This window comes from Enterobacter cloacae subsp. cloacae ATCC 13047 (genome assembly GCF_000025565.1).
Lineage (GTDB): Bacteria > Pseudomonadota > Gammaproteobacteria > Enterobacterales > Enterobacteriaceae > Enterobacter > Enterobacter cloacae.
Map to the genome: position 1 here is coordinate 1,093,294 of NC_014121.1, position 25,464 is coordinate 1,118,757.

Below are 25,464 nucleotides of genomic sequence, written 5' to 3' on the forward strand. Positions count from 1 at the left end.
GACAATGGCTCATTACCTGAGTTTATTTGTGCGCGCGGTGTTTGTTGAAAACATGGCGCTCGCGTTCTTCCTCGGCATGTGTACGTTCCTTGCCGTGTCCAAAAAGGTATCGACAGCATTTGGCCTGGGCATAGCGGTTACCGTGGTGCTTGGCCTGTCGGTGCCGATCAACAACCTGGTGTACAACTTTGTCCTGCGCGACAGCGCGCTGGTGGAGGGGGTGGATCTCAGCTTCCTGAACTTCATCACCTTTATCGGTGTGATTGCGGCGCTGGTGCAAATCCTTGAGATGATCCTTGATAAATATTTCCCGTCACTCTACAACGCGCTGGGGATCTTCCTGCCGTTGATCGCGGTGAACTGCGCCATCTTCGGTGGCGTCTCGTTTATGGTTCAGCGTGATTACAACTTCAGCGAATCAATTGTGTATGGTTTCGGCTCCGGGATCGGCTGGATGCTGGCTATCGTCACCATGGCGGGGATCCGCGAAAAAATGAAATATGCCAACGTGCCTGCAGGCCTGCGTGGCTTAGGGATCACCTTTATCACCACCGGTCTCATGGCGCTGGGCTTTATGTCCTTCTCCGGTGTGCAGCTATAAGGGCTAACTGATGGAAATTATGCTTGGCGTGGCGATGTTCACGCTGATTGTACTGGTGCTGTCGGGGTTGATTCTGGTGGCGCGTGCGAAGCTGGTGAATTCCGGCGATGTCATTATCGATATCAACGATGAACCGCAAAACCAGATCCGCACGCCAGCCGGCGATAAACTGCTGAATACGCTTGCTGGCAACGGCATCTTCGTCTCTTCGGCCTGCGGCGGCGGTGGCTCCTGTGGGCAGTGCCGCGTAAAGGTGAAAGAGGGTGGTGGCGATATTCTGCCCACTGAACTGTCGCACATCACCAAGCGTGAGGCGAAAGAGGGCTGCCGTCTGGCCTGTCAGGTCGCGGTGCGCCAGAACATGAAAATTGAACTGCCGGAGGAGATTTTCGGCGTTAAAAAATGGGAATGCGAAGTTATCTCCAACGATAACAAAGCCACCTTTATCAAAGAGCTTAAACTGCGGGTGCCTGAAGGAGAGAGCGTTCCGTTCCGGGCGGGGGGGTATATCCAGATTGAATGTCCGGAGCACACCGTAGCCTATGCTGACTTCGACGTGCCTGATGAATACCGTGCCGACTGGGATAAATTCAACCTCTTCCGCTTTGTCTCTGAGGTTAAAGAGCCCGCGCTTCGTGCTTACTCCATGGCGAACTACCCGGAAGAGAAGGGTATCATCATGCTTAACGTGCGTATCGCCACGCCGCCGCCAGCGGTACCGCATGCGCCGCCGGGCATCATGTCATCGTATATCTGGTCATTAAAACCGGGCGACAAGGTGACCATCTCCGGCCCGTTTGGCGAGTTCTTTGCGAAAGAGACCGATGCCGAAATGGTATTTATCGGCGGTGGTGCAGGTATGGCGCCGATGCGTTCGCACATTTTCGACCAGCTCAAGCGGCTTGGCAGTCAGCGTAAAATCAGCTTCTGGTACGGGGCGCGTTCGCTGCGTGAGATGTTCTATGACGATGAGTTCGAACAGCTGGCGCGTGAAAACCCTAACTTCACCTTCCATGTGGCGCTCTCCGATCCGCAGCCGGAAGATAACTGGACCGGCCATACGGGCTTCATCCACAACGTGCTGTATGAAAACTACCTCAAACAGCATCCTGCGCCGGAAGACTGCGAGTTTTATATGTGTGGTCCGCCAGTGATGAACGCCGCCGTGATCAAGATGCTTAAAGATCTGGGCGTGGAAGATGAGAACATCCTGCTGGATGATTTTGGAGGCTGATGATGCTGACGTTTCTGGCAACCTTCGCGGTCTTTGTACTGGTCATATTCGGCATGTCGTTAGGCTGGATCATCAAGCGCAAAAGCATTCAGGGCAGCTGCGGTGGGATCTCGTCCATTGGCATGGAAAAAGTCTGCGACTGCCCGGAACCGTGCGATGCCCGTAAAAAAAGGATGGCGCGGGAGCAGCAGCGCCGAATTTTGTAAATCGCGACGTAACGATAACAGCAGGCCGCATTATTGCGGCCTGCTGGCTTATTTAGCCCATGCTTTTGCGGCGGCGGGCGAGTCGACCATCACCGCATCCGCCTGCAGCGCCTCTGCCTTTTTATAATCTTCGGCGGTGTTCACGCCCAGCAAGATAACGTGACTGTTGCCCTGCGAGCGGAAACAGCCCATGGATTCTTTATCCCATGTGAGGGTTGAGCGGGACACCCCTTCACCAAGGGTAAATTTCTCAACCACGTCAACGGTTCTGTTCAGCTCTAGCGCGTACCAGTACTCCTGCATCGTCTGATCTGGTGGCAGGCACTGATGGCTCAGCGATACCGTTACCAGCCTGGAGCGCGTTTCACTTCGGGTAACAAAGCGTGGGATTGCTGCCGGAAGCGAGGCAAGATAACGGTCCTCAGTAGAATAAACCCTCACCCGCCCCAGACTCTGGGTCTCATTAAGCACCGCAAGAAGCGCTTTTCCCATCGTGGCCGGATCGGCGTCAGGTGATTTGATATCAATATAAAACCGGGTTTGTGGCCAGGTTTCCAGCACGCTTTTCAGGGTGGGGATCGTCACCCCTTTGCCACGCCAGGGATGGGTTTCACCGCCCCAGCTCCAGCCAGCGTCAACTGCCGATAACTCCGCAAGCGTGTAGTCCGAGATTTTGCCTGTTTTGTTCGTCAGCGCTTTTAAATCAGAAGGACGATACAGGACCGGAACGCCATCTTTACTGAGCTGCACGGTTATCCAGACTGCCTGAGCCTGATTCTCTAAGGCCAGTTTGATCGCTTGTACTGTGTTTTCTGGCGCATCGGCTGTTCCGCCCCGGTGGGCAACGATCTGTGGGCCAGCGTAGCTCGTTCCCGTCACGAGCAGCAGAGAGAGCGCGAGTATTTTTCTCATGAATTTATATCCTTATTCACATAAAAAATTAATATATACAACAAGTTACGTGTTATTTTTTGTATCATATTTTTATGACAAATAAGAGAAGGTAAATCTGCTGTCGCATTTTTTAGACTTTGATATACTGTATATAAATACATGTGTGGTGGTCGTGATGCGCAAAATAATCCATGTCGATATGGACTGTTTTTTTGCCGCAGTGGAGATGCGTGACAACCCGGCGCTGCGGGATATTCCTATTGCCATTGGCGGTAGCCGTGTCCAGCGCGGTGTAATCAGCACCGCCAACTATCCTGCGCGCAAATTTGGCGTGCGCAGCGCCATGCCTACCGCCATGGCGCTTAAGCTTTGTCCTCATCTCACGCTTTTACCCGGTCGCTTTGAGGCGTACAAAGAAGCGTCCCTGCATATCCGCGAAATCTTCTCTCGCTACACCTCACTGATTGAACCTCTGTCGCTGGACGAAGCTTATCTTGATGTCACCGACAGCGTACACTGTCACGGCTCCGCGACGCTGATGGCGCAGGAGATCCGCCGGACTATCTTCCAGGAACTGAATCTGACCGCGTCGGCAGGTGTCGCACCGGTGAAATTCCTCGCCAAAATAGCGTCCGATCTCAACAAGCCCGACGGCCAGTACGTTATTACCCCGGAAGAGGTCCCGGCGTTTTTAAAAACGCTGCCGCTCGGCAAAATCCCGGGCGTAGGCAAAGTCTCTGCGGCAAAGCTGGAAAGCATGGGGCTGCGAACCTGCGAAGATGTACAGCGCAGCGATTTAGCCATGCTGCTTAAACGCTTCGGAAAATTTGGCCGCGTGCTGTGGGAGCGCAGTCAGGGGATAGACGAGCGCAGTGTCAGCAGCGAGCGGCTGCGAAAGTCGGTCGGGGTTGAACGCACACTGATTGAAGATATTCATGACTGGTCTGAATGCGAAACCATCATTACGGAGCAGCTCTATCCTGAGCTGGAACGGCGCTTAATCAAGGTCAAACCGGACCTGCTGATTGCCCGTCAGGGCGTGAAGCTTAAGTTCAATGATTTTCAGCAGACGACTCAGGAGCATGTCTGGCCGCGCCTGAATAAAGAGGATCTCATCGCGACGGCGAAAAAGGCCTGGGATGAACGTCGGGGCGGGCGAGGGGTCAGGCTGGTGGGGTTACACGTTACCTTGCTAGATCCGCAGCTGGAACGACAGCTGGTATTGGGATTGTAAAAAGGCCAGTGGCGCGACGTTGTTCACCCTCTCCCTTTGGGCTGAGGGTTCCCCAGAAAAATGAAAAGCACGATGAAGTGTGATCTACTGGTTGCGCTAACAAATCAGAAGAGACCTCATCGTGCCTTTACAGACAGTCTGCCAGAAATTTTTCTCCGCGTCTTTACCGGACGTTCACAGCTTCCGGATTAATGTCCTTGTTTCCATGGCCGTTGCCCTCACGCACGGTGCGGATCTGACCCTGACCAGCCTTGGTCGCTCTCTTCCCGGCAGGGCGCACGTCAAAAATAAAATTAAACGTGTTGACCGTGCCCTGGGTAATACCGCCCTTCACCGGGATATTCCCCGTATTCAGCACCTGCTCACACATACCATCACCTCCCTGATGCCCTTCTGTGTGATTGCTGTCGACTGGACAGGCTGGCATGACAGGAACTGGTATCTTCTGCGGGCAAGCCTGGTCTGTAATGGTCGCTCACTGCCGCTTATGAGTGAGGTTGTCCCCGCAGAGCTGGCGCAGAACAGCGATGTACAGTGCCGCTTCCTTGACCGCCTGCATGATGCCATCCCGAAAGATAAAGCCGTCACCATCATTACGGATGCAGGCTTCCGGACAGACTGGTTCCGGCATGTCAGCCAGCTGGGCTGGAGCTTCACCGGCAGGGTCAGGGGCTGCATCAGCTTCCGGCTGGACGGAGATAAAAAATGGATGAAAATCAGTGAGCTTGAGGCTACCGGACAACCGGTCTGCGTGGGTTACGGTGTCCTGTCCCGTAAACCACGAACGCCCTGTTACGGCCGGTTCTATCTGCATAAGCGCCCTGACGCAGGGCGTCAGGGAAAAGGGGGGATGCCGAAAACACAGCGGGAACACCGCAGTAGCGCGCGGGAGCCCTGGCTGCTGTTCAGTAATGCAGAGGGACTGGAGCCGCACCAGATAATGGCCCTGTACAGCCGCAGAATGCAGATAGAACAAAACTTCCGGGACGACAAAAGTCCACGCTTCTGGTTCGGTCTGAGGCTGAGCCGGAGTCAGGGAAAAGGGCGACTGGAAGTGCTGAATATGGTCGCGGCAATGGCAAGCCTGGTGATGTGGCTGGCAGGTTACAGGGCAGAAAGGCAGTGTTTACACTGGCACTATCAGGCAAGCAGCATCAGGCACAGACGGGTTCTGTCATACCTGAGTCTGGCAGAAGAAGTCATCCGGCATGAGCCCGGGAAAGTAAGACGCCTGAATATAGTTAACGAGATGAAAAAGCTAGGAAAAGAGTACAGTAATATGGTCATGGTGACATGACCATATTACTGGGGATCCCTCAGCCCTTTGGGAGAGGGCTGGGGTGAGGGTATTACTTAGCAGGAATCGCTTTCAGCAGTTCAGTCAGCAGGGTCCAGTAATGGCCCACGCTTTCAATGTGAACCTGCTCATCCGGCGAGTGCGGCCCGGTAATGGTTGGCCCAATGGAGACCATATCCATGTTCGGGTACGGCTTCTTGAACAGACCACATTCCAGACCCGCGTGGATCACCTGAATGTTCGGGGTGCTGTTGAACAGACGCTGGTATGTTTCACGCACCAGTGCCATCACCGGAGAGCTTGCGTCCGGCTGCCAGCCTGGGTAGCTGCCTTTGGCAGAGGTTTTCGCTCCGGCCAGCGTGCCCAGAGATTCCAGCATGCTCACCACATACTCTTTACCTGTGTCGATAAGCGATCGGATCAGGCAGATGATCTCTGCGCTGTCGTCGCCCATGGTGACCACGCCCACGTTCAGAGAGGTTTCAACCACGCCTTTCGCGACGTCTGAGTTGCGGATCACGCCGTTTGGCGTCGCGTTTAACAGCTGAATAAAGGTGTCACGAGACTGGCTGGTCAGAGCGGCTTTATCCGTGGACACGGACTCCAGCACTACGGTCAGGTTCTTCTCTTTCGCGGACAGTTCGTTTTTCAGGATATCCAGATAGACGCTGGAGAGCTTTTTCAGCTCGTCCGCTCTGGCAGCTGGAACGGCTACCGTCGCGAACGCTTCACGCGGGATTGCGTTGCGCAGCGTACCGCCGTTGAAATCGACCAGACGCAGGTCCAGATCAGCCGCGTGGCCCGCCAGGAAGCGTGCCAGCAGTTTGTTGGCGTTGCCCAGGCCTAAGTGAATATCACCGCCGGAGTGGCCGCCTTTCAGCCCTTTCAGCGTCAGCTTGAAGGTCTGGAAGCCAGCAGGCACCGCTTCACGGGAGAGCGGCAGGGTAGAGATAAAATCAATCCCGCCCGCGCAGCCCATGTAGATCTCGCCTTCTTCTTCAGAGTCGGTGTTGATCAGAATATCCGCCTGCAGCCAGTTCGCCTGCAGACCGAACGCACCGTCCATGCCCGCTTCTTCGGTCATGGTCAGCAGCACTTCCAGTGGACCGTGCTGAACGCTGTCGTCCGCCAGTACCGCCAGCGCAGAGGCCATACCGATACCGTTATCTGCACCCAGCGTGGTGCCGCGCGCTTTCACCCAGTCGCCGTCGATGTACGGCTGGATCGGGTCTTTCGTGAAGTCGTGAACGGTGTCGTTGTTTTTCTGTGGCACCATGTCCAGGTGCGCCTGCAGCACAACCGGTTTACGGTTTTCCATGCCTGCGGTCGCCGGTTTGCGGATCAGAATGTTGCCAACCTGGTCGCGTTCAGCGTGCAGACCTTTTTCCTTCGCCCAACCCATAATATGTTCGGCAAGCTGTTCTTCATGGTAAGACGGGTGTGGAATGGAGCAGATTTTGGCAAAAATATCCCACAGCGGCTGGGGAGATAATTGAGACAGTTCAGACACGATAAGTCTCCTTGTCGATGCCCTGCAAAGCGAGTTGCAGGTCACAGGGTTAGCAGGTTAATAGTTACCACAAGTCAGGCTTGCGAGATGCAACTGAGAATACCACTTTCTCCGATGGCTGGTAGCATAAAGCATGTAAAAACTCAGGCAGAGGGCGCTAAACACTGGTTTTTAGTGCGTCAGATCTCTATAATCTCGCGCAACCTATTTCCCCCTCGAACACTTTTTAAGCCGTATAAAAACAGGCTGGGACACTTCACATGAGCGAAAAATACGTCGTCACCTGGGACATGTTGCAGATCCACGCACGCAAACTGGCCGCGCGTCTGATGCCTTCTGAACAGTGGAAAGGCATTATTGCCGTTAGCCGTGGCGGTCTGGTACCGGGGGCGCTGCTGGCCCGTGAGCTGGGTATTCGTCATGTCGATACCGTCTGCATTTCCAGCTATGACCACGACAACCAGCGTGAGCTGAAAGTGCTGAAACGCGCGGAAGGCGACGGTGAAGGTTTCATCGTTATTGATGACCTGGTGGATACCGGTGGTACCGCGGTGGCTATCCGCGAAATGTACCCAAAAGCACACTTCGTCACCATCTTTGCGAAACCGGCGGGCCGCCCACTGGTTGATGATTACGTGATTGATATTCCACAGGATACCTGGATTGAACAGCCATGGGACATGGGCGTGGTCTTCGTACCGCCTATTTCCGGCCGTTAATTTCCGTACGTAACTTTACACGCCCGGCTATGCCGGGCGTTGTTCTTTTTATTCTGCCACGCGTTACAATGGACACTATATGACGTATCCATGGAGGCAACGCAATGACGCAGGCGAATCTCACCGAGACACTCTTCAAACCCCGTTTCAAGCACCCTGAAACCTCGACGCTGGTGCGTCGCTTCAATCCGGGGAACCAGCCTGCCGTCCAGTCTGCATTAGACGGTAAAAACGTGCCTCACTGGTATCGCATGATTAACCGCCTGATGTGGATCTGGCGCGGTATCGATCCGCGTGAAATCCTCGATGTGCAGGCGCGTATCGTCATGAGTGAAGCCGAGCGTACCGACAGCGAACTCTACGATACGGTGGTGGGTTACCGCGGCGGCAACTGGATCTACGAATGGTCGAAACAGGCGATGCTCTGGCAGCAAAAAGCCAGCCAGGAAGAGGACGCCACCCTCAGCGGCAAGCACTGGCTGCACGCAGCCAACCTTTACGCCATTGCCGCCTATCCGCACTTAAAAGGGGATGAGCTGGCGGAGCAGGCGCAGGCGCTGGCAAACCGTGCCTATGAAGAGGCTGCCCAACGCTTGCCGGGCCGGATGCGCGAGCTTGAGTTCACCATCCCCGGCGGCGGGCCCGTGACCGGGTTCCTGCATATGCCTGAAGGCGACGGCCCGTTTCCGACCGTGCTGATGTGCGGTGGGCTGGATTCGCTGCAAATCGACTATTACAGCCTGTATGAGCGTTACTTCGCCCCAAAAGGGATCGCGATGCTGACGCTTGATATGCCCTCTATCGGTTTTTCCTCTAAATGGAAACTGACGCAGGATTCCAGTCTTCTGCACCAGCATGCGCTGAAAGCGCTGGAAAACATTCCCTGGGTCGACCACACTCGCGTCGCGGCGTTTGGTTTCCGCTTTGGGGCGAACGTGGCCGTGCGTCTGGCCTATCTTGAGGCGTCACGCCTGAAGGCCGTAGCCTGTCTTGGGCCAGTGGTTCACGCTCTGCTCAGCGATCCTGCCCGTCAGGGCAGCGTGCCGGAAATGTACCTCGACGTACTGGCCAGCCGCCTTGGCATGCATGATGCTTCAGACGAAGCGCTGCGCGTGGAACTCAATCGCTATTCGTTAAAAACGCAGGGCCTGCTGGGACGCCGGTGTCCAACGCCGATGCTGTCCGGCTTCTGGAAAAACGATCCGTTCAGCCCGGAAGAGGAGTCACGCTTAATCACATCGTCATCTGCGGATGGCAAATTGCTGGAAGTTCCCTTCAGCCCGGTGTATCAGAATTTTGACAAAGTATTAAAAGAGATTACGCGTTGGATCGCCCAGAGATTGTGTTAAGAGATTGCTAAATTTTGATGGTTTGGTAAAACAGTGGCTTCACAAAAGGAGATCGTAATGACGTTACCGAGTGGACACCCGAAAAGTAGATTGATTAAGAAGTTCATGGCTCTTGGCCCGTATATTCGAGAAGAGCAGTGTGAAGAGAATCGCTTTTTTTTCGACTGCCTGGCTGTATGCGTCAACGTGAAGCCTGCACCCGAAAAACGTGAATTCTGGGGCTGGTGGATGGAAATGGAAGCAGAAGAGAAACGTTTTACCTATAGCTACCAGTTTGGCCTGTTTAATAAAGACGGCAACTGGCAGGCCACCACCATCAAAGATCAGGAAGTGATTGACCGCCTGGAATATACCTTGAAAGAGTTCCACGACAAGGCGCGCGATTTACTGGCCACGCTGGACGGCTTTGTTGAATAAATCGAACTTTTGCTGAGTTGAAGGATCAGATCACGTATCTTCCCGACAACGCAGACCGTTCCGTGGCAAAGCAAAAGTTCAAAATCACCAACTGGCCCACCTACAATAAAGCCCTCATCAACCGTGGCTCCATAACTTTCTGGCTGGATGATGAAGCTATTCAGGCCTGGTATGAGTCAGCAACACCTTCTTCACGAGGCAGACCTCAGCGCTATTCTGACCTTGCCATCACTACTGTGCTGGTCATTAAACGCGTATTCAGGCTGACCCTGCGGGCTGCGCAGGGCTTTATTGATTCCATTTTTTCTCTGATGAACGTTCCGCTACGCTGCCCGGATTACAGCTGTGTCAGCAGGCGGGCAAAGTCGGTTAATGTCAGTTTCAAAACGCCCACCCGGGGTGAAATCGCACACCTGGTAATTGATTCCACCGGGCTGAAGGTCTTCGGTGAAGGCGAGTGGAAAGTCAAAAAGCATGGCCAGGAACGCCGCCGTATCTGGCGTAAGCTGCATCTCGCCGTTGACAGTAAAACACATGAAATCATCTGCGCTGACCTGTCGCTGAACAACGTTACGGACTCAGAGGCCTTCCCCGGGTTAATCCGGCAAACCCACCGGAAAATCAGGTCAGCCGCCGCCGATGGCGCTTACGATACCCGGCTATGTCACGATGAACTGCGGCGTAAGAAAATCAGCGCGCTTATCCCTCCCCGAAAAGGTGCGGGTTACTGGCCCGGTGAATATGCAGACCGTAACCGTGCAGTGGCTAATCAGCGAATGACCGGGAGTAATGCGCGGTGGAAATGGACAACAGATTACAACCGTCGCTCGATAGCGGAAACGGCGATGTACCGGGTAAAACAGCTGTTCGGGGGTTCACTGACGCTGCGTGACTACGATGGTCAGGTTGCGGAGGCTATGGCCCTGGTACGAGCGCTGAACAAAATGACGAAAGCAGGTATACCTGAAAGCGTGCGTATTGCCTGAAAACACAACCCGCTACGGGGGAGACTTACCCGAAATCTGATTTATTCAACAAAGCCACGCTGGACCTGAAGCTTGAGCCTGCCGATGATTTTTCCAGTGAAAAGGCGAAATTGACGGCGTAAAGACGAAATAATGCCGGGTGATGATCCCGTAGGCCCGGTAAGCGCAGCGCCACCGGGCACAAAAAAACCGGCTTAATGCCGGTTTTTTTATTACTGCCGACTCAGAACTGGTAGGTCATACCCAGGGCAACGATATCATCGCTGCTCACGCCCAGTTTGTTATCGTCATCAATCTGGTTGATTTTATAATCAACAAACGCGGACATATTTTTGTTGAAATAATAGGTCGCGCCGACGTCGATATATTTCACCAGATCTTCATCGCCAATACCTTCGATATCCTTGCCTTTAGACTGGACATAACCCAGGGATGGACGCAGACCGAAATCGAACTGATATTGTGCGACCACTTCAAAGTTCTGCGCTTTATTGGCAAAGCCGCCAGAAATTGGGGTCATATTGCGGGTTTCGGAGTACATCGCCGCCAGGTAGATATCGTTCGCATCATATTTCAGACCGGTTGCCCAGGCTTCGGCTTTTTTGCCTTCGCCGCGGGTCAGCAGGTTCTGCGCGTTGGTACGATCAGAGTTGGTGTACGCGCCGCTTACCGCGAAATCGCTGCCGCCAAAGTCATAGGTCAGAGACGTACCAAAACCGTCACCGTTCTGTTTTTTGACGTCGCGGTTTTCGTTTTTACCCTGGTATTGCAGGGTCATATCCAGACCGTCAACCGCGCCAAAGAAGTCGGTGTTACGGTAAGTGGCCAGACCGCTTGCACGCTTGGTCATGAAGTTATCGGTCTGAGCGGAAGAGTCGCCGCCAAACTCAGGGAACATATCGGTCCAGGCTTCCACGTCATACAGCGCGCCCAGGTTACGACCGTAATCCAGAGAACCAAAGTCTTTTAGCTTCAGACCGGCGAATGCCAGACGCGTTTTCTGAGTGGAATCGCTCTCTGCTTTGTTGCCTGCAAATTCCGCTTCCCAACGGCCATAGCCCGTCAGCTGATCGTTAATCTGAGTTTCACCTTTAAAACCGAAACGCACGTATGTCTGGTCACCATCTTTTGAATCGTCATCGCTGATGTAGTGCATTGCTTTAACTTTGCCGTACACGTCCAGTTTGTTGCCGTTTTTATTATAAACTTCGGCAGCGTGAACAGATGCGGAAGCCACAACGCCCATAACCATTAATGCCAGAGTGCTCTTTTTCATTTTCGATCCTGTCTTATAAACGCGCTTAAAAATTCGCTGGACGATAAGCTCATGCTTAAGTCCCGTGAAAAAACAGAAAGGGTTTTAACGTTACGGAATGAAACTTTTATGACAAATTAAGATTAATTTTAAAAAACTGTGATTTATTATTTCGGTAATAAAATTGTCAAAATCCGCCGCTACGCTTCCTGATCCCGCGCAACAAAGTGTTTCGCGATGTGCTGTGGCAGTTGGCAACGGGCCTGACACCTGTTAAAACGTTCGTTCGACATCACTTTCCCTTATCGTTGAACGGCAGAGAATCATGAGTGACAGCCAGACGCTGGTGGTAAAACTCGGCACCAGTGTTTTAACAGGCGGATCGCGCCGCCTAAATCGCGCCCACATTGTTGAGCTTGTACGTCAGTGCGCTCAGCTGCATGCCGCAGGGCATCGTATTGTTATTGTGACCTCCGGGGCGATTGCCGCCGGGCGTGAACATCTGGGTTACCCCGAACTCCCCGCGACGATCGCCTCTAAACAGCTGCTGGCCGCCGTGGGACAAAGCCGACTCATTCAACTCTGGGAACAGTTGTTCTCAATCTATGGCATTCACGTCGGGCAGATGCTGCTGACGCGCGCGGATATGGAAGACAGAGAACGCTTCCTGAACGCCCGCGATACGCTGCGCGCGCTGCTGGACAACAATATCGTCCCGGTGATTAACGAAAACGACGCCGTGGCTACCGCTGAAATCAAAGTGGGTGACAACGATAACCTCTCTGCGCTGGCGGCGATCCTGGCCGGTGCCGACAAGCTCTTGCTCCTGACGGACCAGCAGGGGCTGTTTACCGCAGACCCGCGCTCCAACCCGGAAGCTGAACTGATTACCGATGTGCACGGCATTGACGATGCGCTGCGCGCCATCGCCGGCGACAGCGTCTCTGGCCTGGGAACGGGCGGCATGGGCACTAAACTGCAGGCGGCGGATGTGGCCTGCCGCGCCGGGATCGACACCATCATTGCGGCGGGCAGCCGTCCTGGCGTCATTGGCGACGTGATGGAAGGCATTTCCGTTGGCACGCGCTTCCACGCCCAGGAATCCCCGCTGGAAAACCGCAAACGCTGGATTTTCGGCGCGCCGCCGGCAGGTGAACTGACCGTGGATGAAGGGGCGACCGCCGCGATTCTGGAAAGAGGGAGTTCATTGCTTCCTAAAGGAATTAAAAACGTGACAGGCAACTTCTCCCGTGGTGAAGTGATCCGTATCCGTAACCTTGAAGGTCGCGACATCGCTCACGGCGTCAGCCGCTACAACAGCGATGCTCTGCGCCGTATTGCGGGTCACCACTCGCAGCAGATCGACGCCATTCTGGGCTACGAGTATGGCCCGGTTGCCGTGCATCGTGACGACATGATTATTCGTTAAGGAGCCAGAAAATGCTGGAACAAATGGGTGCCGCCGCCAAGGCCGCCTCTTACAAACTGGCGCTCCTTTCCAGCCGCGAGAAAAACCGCGTGCTGGAAAAAATCGCTGATTATCTGGAATCGCAGTCGCCGGAAATCCTCCTCGCCAACGAACAGGATCTGCTGGAAGCGCGCCGCAATGGTCTGAGCGAAGCGATGCTCGACCGTCTGGCGTTGACCCCGGCACGCCTGAAAGGCATCGCCGACGATGTCCGTCAGGTTTGTAATCTGGCCGACCCGGTCGGGCAAGTGATTGACGGCGGACTGCTCGACAGCGGTTTACGTCTGGAGCGCCGTCGCGTGCCGCTCGGCGTTATCGGCGTGATTTATGAAGCCCGTCCGAACGTGACGGTGGATGTCGCTTCCCTGTGCCTGAAGACCGGTAATGCCGCTATTCTGCGCGGCGGGAAAGAGACATGGCGCACCAACGCCGCGACGGTGAAAGTCATCCAGCAGGCGCTGCAGGAGTGCGGCTTACCGGCAGGTGCCGTGCAGGCTATCGAAAGCCCGGACCGTGCTCTGGTGAACGAGATGCTGCGCATGGACAAATACATCGACATGCTGATCCCACGCGGTGGCGCGGGCCTGCACAAGCTGTGCCGCGAGCAGTCGACGATCCCGGTGATCACCGGCGGTATCGGCGTGTGCCATATCGTGGTGGACGAGAGCGCCGAAATTACACCGGCGCTGAAGATTATCGTGAATGCCAAGACCCAGCGTCCAAGTACCTGTAATACGGTGGAAACGCTGCTGGTGCATCAGGGTATCGCGAACACCTTCCTGCCAGCCCTGAGCAAGCAGATGGCCGAGAGTGGCGTCACGCTGCACGCGGACGAGAAGGCGCTGGCGCTGCTGAAAGACGGCCCGGCGACGGTGGTGCCGGTAAACGCGGAGCAGTATGACGACGAGTTCCTGTCTTTGGATCTGAACGTGAAGATCGTAGCCGATCTCGACGACGCTATCGCGCACATCCGTGAGCATGGTACTCAGCACTCTGACGCCATCCTGACGCGCACGCTGCGCAATGCCGACCGCTTTGTGAACGAGGTGGATTCTTCTGCCGTGTACGTGAACGCATCAACCCGTTTCACCGACGGTGGACAGTTTGGTCTGGGCGCGGAAGTGGCCGTAAGCACGCAGAAACTGCACGCGCGTGGTCCGATGGGCCTGGAAGCGTTGACCACCTACAAGTGGATTGGCATCGGCGACGATACGATTCGTGCGTAAATAATCACGGGTGATGCAAAAATAGCCGTTTGATTCAAAAGGGCATTGACGCATCACCCGGATAGATCTAACCTTTTGCCCCGTGGTTACGCTCGTAACCGGCCTCTCAGGGCCGATATAGCTCAGTTGGTAGAGCAGCGCATTCGTAATGCGAAGGTCGTAGGTTCGACTCCTATTATCGGCACCATCCCCTAGTTTTCTCAAGTCAACTCGCATCAACAAAATCCTTTTAAAACATAGATCTTACGTTGTTTTCAGTCATTTGACGTCAACCTCTATCCATTGAAATCAACATGCCTTTGGGGGCACAATCAGGGGCATGTTCTGTTCGGTCTAGGAAATGTGCCCCCAATGATGCTGAATGCCCGAAAGGTTGAAGCCGCGAAAGGAAAAGAGAAGAGCTACAAGCTGTCTGATGGAGGTGGTCTGTATCTTCAAGTAGAACCCAATGGCTCTCGTTACTGGCGTATGAAGTACCGTTTTGCTGGCAAAGAGAAGCGTTTATCTTTTGGTGTCTATCCAACAGTTTCTTTGGCTGATGCCAGGCAAAAGCGTGAAGACGCAAAGAAATTGCTCGCAGCCGGTGAAGACCCCGGCGAAGTGAAGAAAGCCAAAAAACATGCTTTAACCGCTGCTACAGAGATACTCAATCCATTCAGAGAAGTGGCGTTAGAGTGGCACAAAATGAAGTCACCTAAATGGTCTGAGGGCTATGCTTCAGACATTATCGAGGCATTTGAGAAAGACATTTTCCCGCACATTGGCCATCGACCCATTGCTGATATTAAGCCCCTAGAGCTGCTTGAAGTTCTGAGATTAATAGAAGCCAGAGGAGCAATGGAAAAAGCGAAGAAAGTCCGTCAACGATGCGGTGAAGTATTCCGCTACGCCATCGTAACAGGTCGAGCGATCTACAATCCGGCACCGGATCTTGCCAGTGCAATGCAAGGGCATGAAGCAGTCCACTATCCATTTCTCAAAGTCAACGAGCTACCCGAGTTCTTCACTGCCCTTAACGCTTATTCAGGAAGCCCGATAGTGTTGCTGGGAGCGCATCTGCTCATCCTGACAGGTCTCAGAACCGGAGAGCTACGAGCAGCGGAATGGCGTGAAGTGGATTTTGATAACGCAGTGTGGGAAATTCCCAAAGAACGCATGAAAATGCGTAGGACTCATATTGTACCACTGTCAAAACAAGCATTAGTTCACCTCGGGCGGTTGAAAGAGTTGACAGGCAACTATCCGCTCATGTTCCCTGGACGCAACGATCCCAGTAAATTCATGAGTGAAGCCAGTATCAACCAGGTGTTTAAACGTATTGGGTATGCTGGCCGTGTAACAGGGCATGGTTTCAGGCATACGATGAGTACGATTCTGCATGAGAAAGGTTTTAATAGCGCTTGGATTGAAACCCAGCTTGCTCATTTAGACAAGAACTCTATTCGTGGAATTTATAACCATGCTCAATATATTGAAGGGCGTAGGGAAATGATGCAGTGGTATGCTGACTTTTTAGAGGGACTAAAATGAAAACTATTCCTTCTTTAGATTATTACAGAGTGAGCCGAGCAGCTAAATTAATAGGCTGTGATGTTGGTGATTTAATTCATTGGGGAGCAGTAGATAAAATCAAACTTTGTGTCATGCTGGATATGGCCAATTCAATTTTTCATAGCTCTGTGGACGTTAAAAAAATAAATAATGACTTAAGGGATTTGCCTAATCATACTGAAGAATTCAAAGAATTAACTAGGAATTCATTTATATATAATGACGACTCAATTTACACTGAGGGTATTGAATTTTTCTTTAAGGATGATTTATTTAGTTTTGGCTCTGACGATGAAGACTCACTTAACATCGCTTATGGGCACGCATCGGGATTATGGGAGCTTGAGCAAAGAGTATTAATTAAAATGGAAATGAATAATTTCTATGATGATGGGCTAATAGTTTTACCTTCAGGGGAAATGAGCTTTGAGGGTTTCTTTTGTTGTTTATTGCCTGATTCACAAGGATGCAGAATTACATTAAACGATCTATGGATCACGAGAGAGCATGTTGAAAGAATTCTATCAAATGATATAGCCAATAAGATAATTCATAAGCCACATGAATCCGTAGGTATAAAATCGGTAAAACTATCTAAAGTTGTTTCAGAACGTCATGCCAAGAAAAGAGAAGTTGTGCTCGTGGCTGCTATTTTCTGTAAAGAAAAGTATCCGAATGAGTGCTCTGGGTCAATTCGCTCATGGGCTAATTGCATAGAAAAACGTGCAACCGAACTGTTATATATAAATGGTGAGCCTCCACTTTCGATAGATAGAATAGAGCGAATTTTGGGTAAAGCTATTGCTGGTAAATTGATCGCGAACTAAGTCCTAGTTTACGTTGAGTAGAAATTATTTTTTCTACTCAACGTTAAAACGAAACCATCTATGTTTAGATAGTGTTCATTGACGAACATTGATGAACTGATGGAGATATTTTGGATAATTCTAAATGCCGCCCTTCATACGACAAATTAGTTGATATGAAATTTATAACTTCCGACTGCTTATTTACTGATAAGTGGATTTATAAACTGATCTCTCTTGGTAGATTCCCTAAACCGATCAAGCTAGGTCGTATGTCACGATGGCGCGCTGGTGATTATTATGCCTGGAGAGATAGTCACACATCTAATTAAACTTGTTAAAAATAGGACTGATATGACATTTATTAAACTCCCAATGGAGGGTAAGCCCTTGTATCCTTCCCTGAAAAGTGATCACGTTACGGCAATAGATACTTATAAGGTCAGTATTTTCAATGAAGAATATGGTGATTCTGCATGTATAATAAGAATCATCGAGATCTCTATGTTAAATAAACTGCGTCATAAAGGAGAGAAATTACGGTCTTTAACCGGGCTAACAATCCCCGATACAGAAGCGACTGCCGATGAAATCAATCTCTTAATGAGTCGATTTGAGGTGCTATGTCACCGTGAAGAAGAAGAGTTATCCTTCCGACAAAAAGATGTTAGCTCTGCCGAGTACGCATTAAAGAATGCAGGGGTTAATGTTAACGCCAGAACAGTTTCTGAAGTAAAAAACAAAAATGCCGTGAAAGGGGCGCGTGATGCTTATGAAAGACAGTACCATTCTGCATTTTTACGACAGAAAGAGCAGCAAACACGCGTAAGTATCTTCAGAGGGTTCGGAGGTTTGTTACTTGAAGAGGCTGAACATATTGGGAAAAACGTCAGTAAAAAATATTTTAACTCGTTTACCAGCTCGTTAACTTCCCCAGCTGAGTTTATTAACGTTTTGCATGATGCGGCACTAGTTCGGGATGTGAGATTTATCTTGGATGCTCTATGCGCGCTTGATAATGCAGTTGAGCACATTCTTAAATGTTGTGCATACCCAAATGACCGTTACGAACTGGAAAGAGGTGGGATAGGTCGAACTATGGCCTACCGGGAGTACTACCGTGCTGAAAATGCCATTCTTCGCTCCGTAATAAGTGATCGTGAGTATGCAGAGCATGCTGTGAAATATAATCAGCTCTCTCAATACAAGAAAAAAATATTTCGTAAATAATAAAAGGATAAATCATGTACGCATTCAAAGCCGAAAGGCCGGACGCTGCACGCCGTTATCACAGTAAATTCGTATCTGGCACAAATTACCAGGAATCTTCAAACAGAAGATTTGCATTAAGTAAACCAACAGAAAATATTTTGCGAAGCTCAATTCTTGAGTCTGGTTGGTTAATCAATAATATCACTTTGCGTGACGTTAATGCTGTTTCAGGTAATGCCATTAATATTGGAGCCAGCGAGTTACATACAGGACGAGTTCACGGTGGCAGATTCCGTAAGATGTTAGCAATAAATGGCACTGAATTTTTTCTGTCCGAAACTGACACGTGTGCACGAATCAGCTATTTAGATATGTCACATATTTATCATACAGGTGTTCAGGGCGAATTTGATAAATCGGTCAGTGCGTTTTTTAGTCAGGCTTATGCACTTGATATGTTGCGGGTTGGTTTTAATGGAGAGTCAATTGCCGATACGACTGATCCTGAGATCAATAAAAAAGGTGAGGACGTAAATATCGGTTGGCATGCGCTGGCAAAAGACTATCGAGATGGTCAGCAGGTTCTAAGCACCCCTCTAACCCTTGGAGATACCGGGGAATGGAAAAACCTCGATCTGCTCGCTAATCACCTCATCACTGAGTTGATTGCAGAGCCTTATCGGGAAGATCCGCGTCTGGTGGTTCTCGTGGGTGCCGAGCTTGCTGCTAAACAGCGTCTTAAGCTCTTCAACGCAGCTGATCGCCCGGCTGATGTGGATGCTGCACAAATGGCAGTCAGTTCGGTTGCTGGACGGTTTGCTTTTATCCCGCCGTTCATGCCGGGAAAACGTCTTGCGGTCACTACGCTGGATAATCTGCACATCTATACCCAGTCCCGAACCCGATCATTCCGGGCTGAGTTTGATGATGAGAAAAGTGAATACGTTAATTCTTATCTTCGTAATGAAGGGTATGCGCTGGGTGAACCGGAGCTTTATGCGGCTGTTGATGAGAGTGCGGTGACTTTTTCTGACTGAGACTATAGAAACAAAAAGACCCGCTAAAAGCGGGTCTTATGCACAGCAACAGGATAATGAAAAACCGAAACTTCGGTCTGCGGTTTAAGAATGCCAGGGTTTATCTATATGTTCAACACACAAGATTCGGTTATAAAATTCTTGCACCATGCTAAATGCTCGGGCTATATTCGCAGCGTTGCCGCAAAATCGGCAATCGGGCGTAGGAACCCGTGTTATCTGAAGGCGACACCACACGCGCCGAGCGTGTTTTTTTGTGTCGTAGCTTTGACTCACCCTTATTTTATGGTGTGGTGGTTAACCGTATCTATTCGTTATTTACGCCACATCATCCAAATTATGGTAGTCCAGGCGGGGCAGCTTTCGGGCTGGCCGGTATCCTTCAGAGCCGGTATTCCTACCCCCGTTTGGGCTACCACCCATGAGCGTAGGAACTCCGGTGGTAGCGTTACCCGCTATCTGAAGGAGATTGCCACCATGGCTACGATCCCTGCTTTGCCTCACCCTCAATTTACCTTTGTATTTCTCGCTGTTCGCCGTTCTGACTATGCCGCGCGTCCATTCGCTGTGCGTACTGTTGCACCCTGCGAGCGAGCTGCACGTCTGAAACTCGTTGCCGATTTTGTACTGAGCTTCGCCGCACGTATTCCGATGAACAATTTCGGGGAGGTGAACGCATGAACCATTTACCTATCACTAAACATGGTTGCACCTTGTCTGAAGTGGGCGAAAGCCGTCTTTTACGAATAGCTCAGGCCAGCGAGTTTCTTGCCGAAATTCTTTCAATGCCTGTAATGAGCGGAACGAAAACGATTTCTGCTGAAGGTGCCGCAGCGCTAATGGCATGTATTGCAGAACAGCTGGAAGGCGTAGTGAAGGAAACCAGCACTATGAAAGGAGAAAGCGATGCACGCTAATATCGGGATCAACTCACCAGAATTTCGGGCGGCATTTCTGCGCTCCTGCATTGCTGACGCCTATATCTCCCTGATGCTGCGGATTAATGGGGAAGCTGTGTATATCGAGGATGGCGAGCGTATCGAGCTGACACCTGAGCGTGTGGCCATGAATATTCTTTATCATATTGAAGCGCCCTGGATTAACGAATTCGGCCAGGAAGAGGGGCATCGTCTGGCGTGTGACGTTCTGGAGCGAATGCTGTCACCTGGTTACATGGCTGAAAATATTCGTCTTTCCGCATTTGGTGTTTCTGAGCTACGTGAAGTGTACCGGGACATCGTTTTCGGTGCGCCAGATGGAGAAGTACCTCCGGGGTTCAGCATTACCACTGCGGGAGTCGGGGAGGTACTGCTATGAAAGTTCAGTCTGTATCTGCGGTTTCGGGGGCAGCAAACGGGCGCTGGCCACACATCCTTTCCGCGTTAGGGATTAATGTTCCTTCCGCCCGGCGCCACGGTGCCTGTCCGGCCTGCGGCGGAAAAGATCGCTTTCGTCTTGATGACAAAGATGGGCGCGGAACATGGTTCTGTAATCAGTGCGGCAATGGCGATGGCCTTGATTTAGTCCGTCTGGTGACTGGACGCTCAGTGAAGGAGGTCGCGGGAATGGTCTCTGAGGTTCTGGCATTGCCTGAAGTACAGGATAAACCCGCTATGCCAGCCAGGAAAAAGACGGGGGGAAACGAGACTGGGGCAGACCGCTATCAGAAACTTAAAAAGCTGTCTCAAAACGGTGAATCAGCCTATCTGACCGGAAAGGGATTACAGGGTTACTCTTTACCGCTTCTTACTGCCACCATCAATCTGGCGGGGATGTCTTTTCCAGCCGGGTCGCTGCTGCTGCCCTTAACTGACATCACCGGGAATGTTACAGGCGGTCAGCTTATTAACTCCGATGGTGATAAAAGTCTTTTACCCGGCAGTCAGCTGTCAGGTGCTTTTATTGCCGTGGCTGATGCTCCGTCTGATGCTCCGGAACAGGTCATTATCACTGAAGGATATGCCACTGCGTTGACGGTCAGCCTCCTGGCTGACGGCTGGATCGTTGCAGCTATTGCGGCCACAAATTTGGTAAAGGTTGCTGAGCAAATCCGCATTCGATGGCCTGACACCCGGATTATCCTGGCTGGAGATAACGATCTTGTTGACGGGAAAGAGAACACTGGCCGGGTATGGGCTGAAAAAGCGGCGAAAGCAGTAGATGGTTGGGTAACGCTGCCACCGGTACGTCATAAAGCCGACTGGGATGATTATCGCCAGGAAACCGGGAAGGAAAGGGCGCGTGAAGCCTTCCGGGAGGAAATGACATTGCACGGAAAAGGGCAAACCAGATTGCCGCAGGGCTTCAGGCTCACGAAAGAATATTTGTGGTACGACAAGCTGGTGAACAAATCAGATGGTGACACTGAGATCCGCAATATCAAGATTTGCAGCCCGCTGCGTGTGACAGCTATCACCAGCGATGCTGACGGCAGCAACTATGGCCGACTGCTGGAATGGGAGGACACCAACGGTATGAGCCGAAAATGGGCAATGCCGATGGAAATGCTGGGCGGCAGCGGGGAAGAGCTGCGGCGCGTGCTGCTGGTCAATGGGCTTTCTTATATCAATATCAACGGGATGGCCAGAGCACACCTGATGGAATATATCTCCCTGTGCAAACCCGACAGAAAAGTGACCTGTGTAAATAAAACAGGCTGGCATGGCGGGGTTTATGTTCTTCAGGATGAAGTGATCGGCAAAGAGTCACAGTCTGTCATTCTCCAGACTTCCAGCGTTCAGGGGCGTGATTTTCGTGTTACGGGCACCACGGAAGAATGGCGGGAAAACATAGGCCGCTATTGCGTCAATAATGCCCGACTGGCCTTTGCCGTAAGCCTGGCATTCGCCGCGCCGCTTCTGAAGCTGGTTGGCATAGGTGGCGGCGGTTATCACCTGAAAGGTGAATCTACAGACGGTAAAACCACGACCATGAAAGTGGCTGCTTCGGTGTGCGGTGGTACGGATTTCTGGCATACATGGCGTGCTACCGGGAACGCGCTGGAAGGAACGGCCAGCCGCCGCAATGATGCCACACTGATGCTTGATGAAATCCGCGAGGTGGATGGCAGAGAGGCGGGAAATATTGCCTACATGCTGGCGAACGGCCAGGGCAAAGCCCGCGCCCGAACTGATGGTTCGGTACGGGAAACAAACCGCTGGAATTTGTTGTTTCTTTCCACGGGGGAGCTGTCACTGGTCGAGCATGCCGCCAGTGCCGGAGAGCGAACCTACGCCGGGGTTGAAGTGCGCATGATCCAGATCCCGAGTGATTCGGGCAAGCATGGAGTATTTGAGGAGCTGCACGGCTTTAGTGGCGGTAAAGCGCTGGCGGAGCATCTGGAACACGCCGTTATTCATTATCATGGCTCACCCTTCCGCGACTGGCTGCATTGTCTGACAGCCGATCTCCAGGAACTGACCAGCCAGGCGAAAGCGCTGCTGAAGGACTACACCCGCAGGTTGACACCAGCGGATGCAGGAAATCAGGTTGGGCGTGCTGTTACCCGTTTTGCGCTGGTTGCTATGGCCGGAGAACTTGCCACACAAGCCGGGATAACCGGATGGCCTGAAGGTGAGGCGTTCAGGGCTGCTGAGTGTTGCCTGGCCTCATGGATGGCTGATCGTGGGCATACCGCGAACCAGGAGGATAAAACCGCACTGGATCAGGTCAGGGATTATATGACACGTAATCAGTTCAGCCGCTTTGCTGACTGGCACGACGACAGGAACCGTCCACTGGCGATGATGGGGTTCAGGAAAGTGGACAAGGGCGACAACGTGACAGAATCCACTGTGACCTTCTACGTATTGCCATCTGGCTGGAAAGAAATTTGTAAAGGGTTCGATTCGCGTAAGGTGGCCAGATTGTGTGTTGAGGCGGGATGGCTGAAGGCCGGAGAGGACGGGAGAACACAAAACAGCGTTCGCCTGCCAGAAATAGGGCTTAAGCGCGTGTACCAGTTTAATACGCAAGTATTGGGTAGCACCGATCCCGAATAGTTATCGCGTGAGTCTTATTTTTATGAGGTAACACTGGTAACAGAGGTAACAGGCAGTAATGACGAGGCTTGCCATTGTTACCAGTCAGAAATATCCACTGGTAACAGTGGTAACAAAAATCAGTGTGTTACCACGCGTTACCTCTTTATTTGGCTCACTGGTAACAGATTAATTTCAATTAAATCAACGATGTTACACGTGTTACCAGTGTTACACGTTCAGAACAAGAGGGAGGGAACCAAAATCCCTTCTTCTGGCAGGCAACAGAGGTTTAGTTATGCGAGTGATGAAAATTTACTGCCCGGAGTGTATGTCTGCGGCAACGGTGAGGAAAACAAACCGAAAGCACCCCAAATTATCAGATGTGTACTGTTATTGCTCAAATGTAGAATGTGGGCATACGTTTGTGATGAACGTTTCCTTTTCACACACGATTAGTCCCAGCGCGTTGAGCGGCCAGGGACGGATTAAAGAGCTAATGGATGCCCTGCCACCGGACGAGCGACAAAAAGCATTAGAACTCCTGTTGGCAGCCAAAGAGAGCCACTGAACGGTTCGCCGGGAGAAACTAAAATTTTCCCGGCTTCGGTTCATTAAATTTCAGTTGCTTAAGAACAATGTCTATAAGAATCAGTTTCTTAACTTTTAAGTGTGCCGTCAGTTATCATGAGAAATCTCACCTAAAATTTTATATCTCTTTACTATCAATAGCTTAATTCAAGTGGTTATGATGTTGGAGTAAAGCTAAACTGAAAAAAGCTGAAATTCTTTTCACTCTTTTCAGTTCCCTGCTCGTTGTAAATCCCCAGTTGTGGCGCGGTCTGGCGCTATCATTTGTAAAAAATCCCAACTGAAAAATTTTTGCGATCTGAAAACCGCAGGCGGGTGCGGTGTAGTGCGATTTTGGCCAAAATCGACTTTTGTTGACCAATGAATCAGGTCATGGTTTATTAATAAAACACTATTAAAACTGTAGAGGAATGCATATGCGTTTTTCGGAATTTTTTGGAGTTAAAAGGAATCAATCGGAATTAGATTTCGTAGATGTTCCTTTAGATACAGATATTGAGGTGTTTTTAGATCCTGCGGCAATAAAGTCACTTAACTCGCCTTGGGGTAATGAATTGTCTTCACATCTTCAAAATTATTTTGAAACAGTTCTGAAACTAATTAAAAATGGTGAAGATGTTAAAGCACAAAATCTACTTTCATGTTTAAACGAAAGGAATGAGTATCATTTAGGATACTCGAGTGGGAAATCAAGAGGCCATGGTTTTGGTGAAGGCGCTGCAAAGACTGTTTGGGGAGCTTTGACAAAGAGCAAGGCTGCGAAGTCTGGTCTGTTACAAGATTTAGAAGATACTGCCTTATTAATTGAGGGCATTGGAACTGACATGATTTCAGATGCAGTTTCAAATATATTAAGAGGCCCGTTAATAAAATACACGCAAGATATTTGTAATTACTATGATATTAAGTTAACTGATAATGTCCCATCTGGGCCTATCTGGAATCCAAGAGAGGAGAAGTGGGAGCAGGGATATGTCTCGTTGCCGATGACTAATGAAGGTAAAGTGATTCTTGTTCCGAAAATAATTGTCAGACATCAAATAACTTATCAGCATGATGAATACTATAGACATTTTTTATTACCTGAAATGCAAAAGCAACATTTAAAAGCTGGCTCAGAACTAATTCAGTTGTTGAAGAACGGTAAGCATAGGGTTACTAAAAAAAGTCTGATGGAGAAATATGGGAAAGACAAGCTCGCGATTGTAGAGCAAACCCTTAAGTACCCTCATGTTCTTGATGAATATAGAGTGAGGAAAAATGATGCGCCTTCTGAGCCATTACCACATTCTGATTTTGCGGAAATGGAAAATGAATCGCCTAAAGTAGATTTTCAGCCATTTATTGACGAGTTAAAATCCATAGTTCCAGGCAGGGATGATGCAACTAAATATGAAGATCTGATAGAGAAGTTATTTTCAATTTTATTTTACCCTTCTTTTTGTCATCCTACAAAGCAGCATAAGATTCATGATGGAAGAAAGAGAATTGATATTTCATATTGCAATGAAGCCACATTTGGTTTTTTTAAGTGGATTGGCTTGCACTATCCCTCTTCAATGATATACATAGAATGTAAAAATTATGGTAAAGAAGTTGGTAATCCAGAGTTAGATCAGTTATCCGGGCGCTTCTCGATTAGTAGAGGAAAAGTGGGAATATTGGTTTGTCGGAGTATAGAAAATAAAGAAAAACTATATCAAAGCTGCAAAGACACTGCCAAAGACGATCGTGGATACATTCTGCCATTGGATGATGATGACATCTTAATGCTTATAGAAGAGTATCAGACAAAAAATGACCAGTTGTTCCCACACCTGCGCAAGCTCTGGATGTCATTGATTGGCTAGGTTCCTGAATTGCGGTAATTGTTCATATTGGATAATTACCG

At 50.7% G+C, this 25,464-nt stretch carries 25 protein-coding genes and 1 tRNA gene; 23 read left to right on the top strand and 3 right to left on the bottom strand.

What is annotated here, in order from left to right; all coding sequences use genetic code 11:
• The first annotated feature begins 4 nt into the window (after nt 1-4).
• From nqrE to nqrM, 3 genes are read left to right on the top strand one after another with little or no spacing between them, the layout of a single operon-like run.
• Nucleotides 5-601 carry an NADH:ubiquinone reductase (Na(+)-transporting) subunit E gene (gene nqrE / locus ECL_RS05165; protein WP_013095734.1) on the top strand — a complete coding sequence of 199 codons (597 nt, stop codon included), beginning with the start codon at nt 5-7 and terminating at the stop codon, nt 599-601.
• 10 nt (nt 602-611) lie between these two features.
• Nucleotides 612-1,835: an NADH:ubiquinone reductase (Na(+)-transporting) subunit F gene (gene nqrF, locus ECL_RS05170; RefSeq protein WP_013095735.1), complete on the top strand. Its 1,224-nt coding sequence runs from the start codon at nt 612-614 to the stop codon at nt 1,833-1,835.
• Complete coding sequence (nqrM, locus tag ECL_RS05175; protein WP_020686315.1) at nt 1,835-2,041, top strand: (Na+)-NQR maturation NqrM; 207 nt, start codon at nt 1,835-1,837, stop codon at nt 2,039-2,041. The genes nqrF and nqrM overlap by 1 nt, the downstream gene beginning before the upstream one ends.
• A 48-nt stretch (nt 2,042-2,089) precedes the next feature.
• Here the strand turns inward: nqrM and ECL_RS05180 are convergent, their stop codons facing one another.
• Nucleotides 2,090-2,953 (bottom strand): glycerophosphodiester phosphodiesterase family protein, encoded by an 864-nt coding sequence (locus tag ECL_RS05180; protein ID WP_013095737.1) that lies wholly within the window; start codon nt 2,951-2,953, stop codon nt 2,090-2,092.
• A 157-nt stretch (nt 2,954-3,110) separates the two neighbouring features.
• Here ECL_RS05180 and dinB point away from each other — a divergent pair, with 157 nt between their 5' ends.
• Nucleotides 3,111-4,169, top strand: coding sequence for a DNA polymerase IV (gene dinB / locus ECL_RS05185; RefSeq protein ID WP_013095738.1), 1,059 nt, complete (start codon nt 3,111-3,113; stop codon nt 4,167-4,169).
• 121 nt (nt 4,170-4,290) lie between these two features.
• Nucleotides 4,291-5,466 (top strand): IS4 family transposase, encoded by a 1,176-nt coding sequence (locus tag ECL_RS05190; protein WP_013095739.1) that lies wholly within the window; start codon nt 4,291-4,293, stop codon nt 5,464-5,466.
• A gap of 52 nt (nt 5,467-5,518) precedes the next feature.
• On the opposite strand, the gene pepD is transcribed toward ECL_RS05190, so the two are convergent.
• Nucleotides 5,519-6,976, bottom strand: a complete 1,458-nt coding sequence (gene pepD / locus ECL_RS05195; protein ID WP_013095740.1) for a cytosol nonspecific dipeptidase — start codon at nt 6,974-6,976, stop codon at nt 5,519-5,521.
• 260 nt (nt 6,977-7,236) lie between these two features.
• On the opposite strand from pepD, the gene gpt reads away from it, so the two are divergent.
• The 4 genes from gpt to ECL_RS05215 all read left to right on the top strand — a co-directional run bounded on the left by gpt (nt 7,237) and on the right by ECL_RS05215 (nt 10,447).
• Entirely contained in the window at nt 7,237-7,695 is a 459-nt protein-coding gene (gene gpt / locus ECL_RS05200) for a xanthine phosphoribosyltransferase (protein WP_003863205.1), read from the top strand.
• 104 nt (nt 7,696-7,799) lie between these two features.
• Nucleotides 7,800-9,044: an esterase FrsA gene (gene frsA / locus ECL_RS05205; RefSeq protein WP_013095741.1), complete on the top strand. Its 1,245-nt coding sequence runs from the start codon at nt 7,800-7,802 to the stop codon at nt 9,042-9,044.
• A gap of 57 nt (nt 9,045-9,101) precedes the next feature.
• A complete protein-coding gene (gene crl / locus ECL_RS05210; protein WP_044158866.1) occupies nt 9,102-9,461 on the top strand; it encodes a sigma factor-binding protein Crl in 360 nt (119 codons plus the stop codon).
• A gap of 17 nt (nt 9,462-9,478) precedes the next feature.
• Nucleotides 9,479-10,447: an IS5-like element IS903B family transposase gene (locus ECL_RS05215; RefSeq protein ID WP_013087110.1), complete on the top strand. Its 969-nt coding sequence runs from the start codon at nt 9,479-9,481 to the stop codon at nt 10,445-10,447.
• A 223-nt stretch (nt 10,448-10,670) separates the two neighbouring features.
• Here ECL_RS05215 and phoE read toward each other — a convergent pair whose 3' ends face one another.
• The gene (gene phoE, locus ECL_RS05220) at nt 10,671-11,723 is read right to left on the bottom strand and encodes a phosphoporin PhoE (protein ID WP_013095744.1); all 1,053 of its coding nucleotides are present in this window, start codon (nt 11,721-11,723) and stop codon (nt 10,671-10,673) included.
• A 304-nt stretch (nt 11,724-12,027) separates the two neighbouring features.
• Between phoE and proB the strand changes: the two genes are divergently transcribed.
• The 14 genes from proB (at nt 12,028) to ECL_RS05290 (ending at nt 25,423) form a co-directional block, all read left to right on the top strand.
• On the top strand, nt 12,028-13,131 hold the full coding sequence (gene proB, locus ECL_RS05225; protein ID WP_013095745.1) for a glutamate 5-kinase: 1,104 nt from the start codon (nt 12,028-12,030) through the stop codon (nt 13,129-13,131).
• A gap of 11 nt (nt 13,132-13,142) precedes the next feature.
• Complete coding sequence (gene proA / locus ECL_RS05230) at nt 13,143-14,396, top strand: glutamate-5-semialdehyde dehydrogenase (RefSeq protein ID WP_013095746.1); 1,254 nt, start codon at nt 13,143-13,145, stop codon at nt 14,394-14,396.
• A 111-nt stretch (nt 14,397-14,507) separates the two neighbouring features.
• Nucleotides 14,508-14,583: transfer RNA gene (locus ECL_RS05235), tRNA-Thr, on the top strand.
• Nucleotides 14,584-14,747: 164 nt separating this feature from the next.
• Nucleotides 14,748-15,926 carry a tyrosine-type recombinase/integrase gene (locus ECL_RS05240; RefSeq protein WP_013095747.1) on the top strand — a complete coding sequence of 393 codons (1,179 nt, stop codon included), beginning with the start codon at nt 14,748-14,750 and terminating at the stop codon, nt 15,924-15,926.
• Nucleotides 15,923-16,774 carry a hypothetical protein gene (locus ECL_RS05245; protein WP_013095748.1) on the top strand — a complete coding sequence of 284 codons (852 nt, stop codon included), beginning with the start codon at nt 15,923-15,925 and terminating at the stop codon, nt 16,772-16,774. The genes ECL_RS05240 and ECL_RS05245 overlap by 4 nt, the downstream gene beginning before the upstream one ends.
• Before the next feature lie 155 nt (nt 16,775-16,929).
• A complete protein-coding gene (locus ECL_RS27640) occupies nt 16,930-17,085 on the top strand; it encodes a helix-turn-helix transcriptional regulator (RefSeq protein WP_058688253.1) in 156 nt (51 codons plus the stop codon).
• Entirely contained in the window at nt 17,054-17,983 is a 930-nt protein-coding gene (locus ECL_RS05255) for a hypothetical protein (protein ID WP_234943195.1), read from the top strand. The genes ECL_RS27640 and ECL_RS05255 overlap by 32 nt, the downstream gene beginning before the upstream one ends.
• A 14-nt stretch (nt 17,984-17,997) precedes the next feature.
• Entirely contained in the window at nt 17,998-19,002 is a 1,005-nt protein-coding gene (locus ECL_RS05260; RefSeq protein ID WP_044158865.1) for a P2 family phage major capsid protein, read from the top strand.
• 108 nt (nt 19,003-19,110) lie between these two features.
• Nucleotides 19,111-19,683 carry a host cell division inhibitor Icd-like protein gene (locus tag ECL_RS05265; RefSeq protein WP_072204542.1) on the top strand — a complete coding sequence of 191 codons (573 nt, stop codon included), beginning with the start codon at nt 19,111-19,113 and terminating at the stop codon, nt 19,681-19,683.
• On the top strand, nt 19,680-19,919 hold the full coding sequence (locus tag ECL_RS05270; protein ID WP_013095753.1) for a hypothetical protein: 240 nt from the start codon (nt 19,680-19,682) through the stop codon (nt 19,917-19,919). The genes ECL_RS05265 and ECL_RS05270 overlap by 4 nt, the downstream gene beginning before the upstream one ends.
• Nucleotides 19,909-20,319 (top strand): DUF5375 domain-containing protein, encoded by a 411-nt coding sequence (locus ECL_RS05275; RefSeq protein WP_013095754.1) that lies wholly within the window; start codon nt 19,909-19,911, stop codon nt 20,317-20,319. Before ECL_RS05270 ends, ECL_RS05275 begins: the two co-directional genes overlap by 11 nt.
• On the top strand, nt 20,316-23,003 hold the full coding sequence (locus ECL_RS05280; protein WP_013095755.1) for a DUF927 domain-containing protein: 2,688 nt from the start codon (nt 20,316-20,318) through the stop codon (nt 23,001-23,003). Before ECL_RS05275 ends, ECL_RS05280 begins: the two co-directional genes overlap by 4 nt.
• Before the next feature lie 277 nt (nt 23,004-23,280).
• Entirely contained in the window at nt 23,281-23,553 is a 273-nt protein-coding gene (locus ECL_RS05285; RefSeq protein WP_044158864.1) for an Ogr/Delta-like zinc finger protein, read from the top strand.
• 436 nt (nt 23,554-23,989) lie between these two features.
• Nucleotides 23,990-25,423, top strand: a complete 1,434-nt coding sequence (locus tag ECL_RS05290; RefSeq protein ID WP_013095757.1) for a hypothetical protein — start codon at nt 23,990-23,992, stop codon at nt 25,421-25,423.
• Nucleotides 25,424-25,464 lie beyond the last annotated feature (41 nt).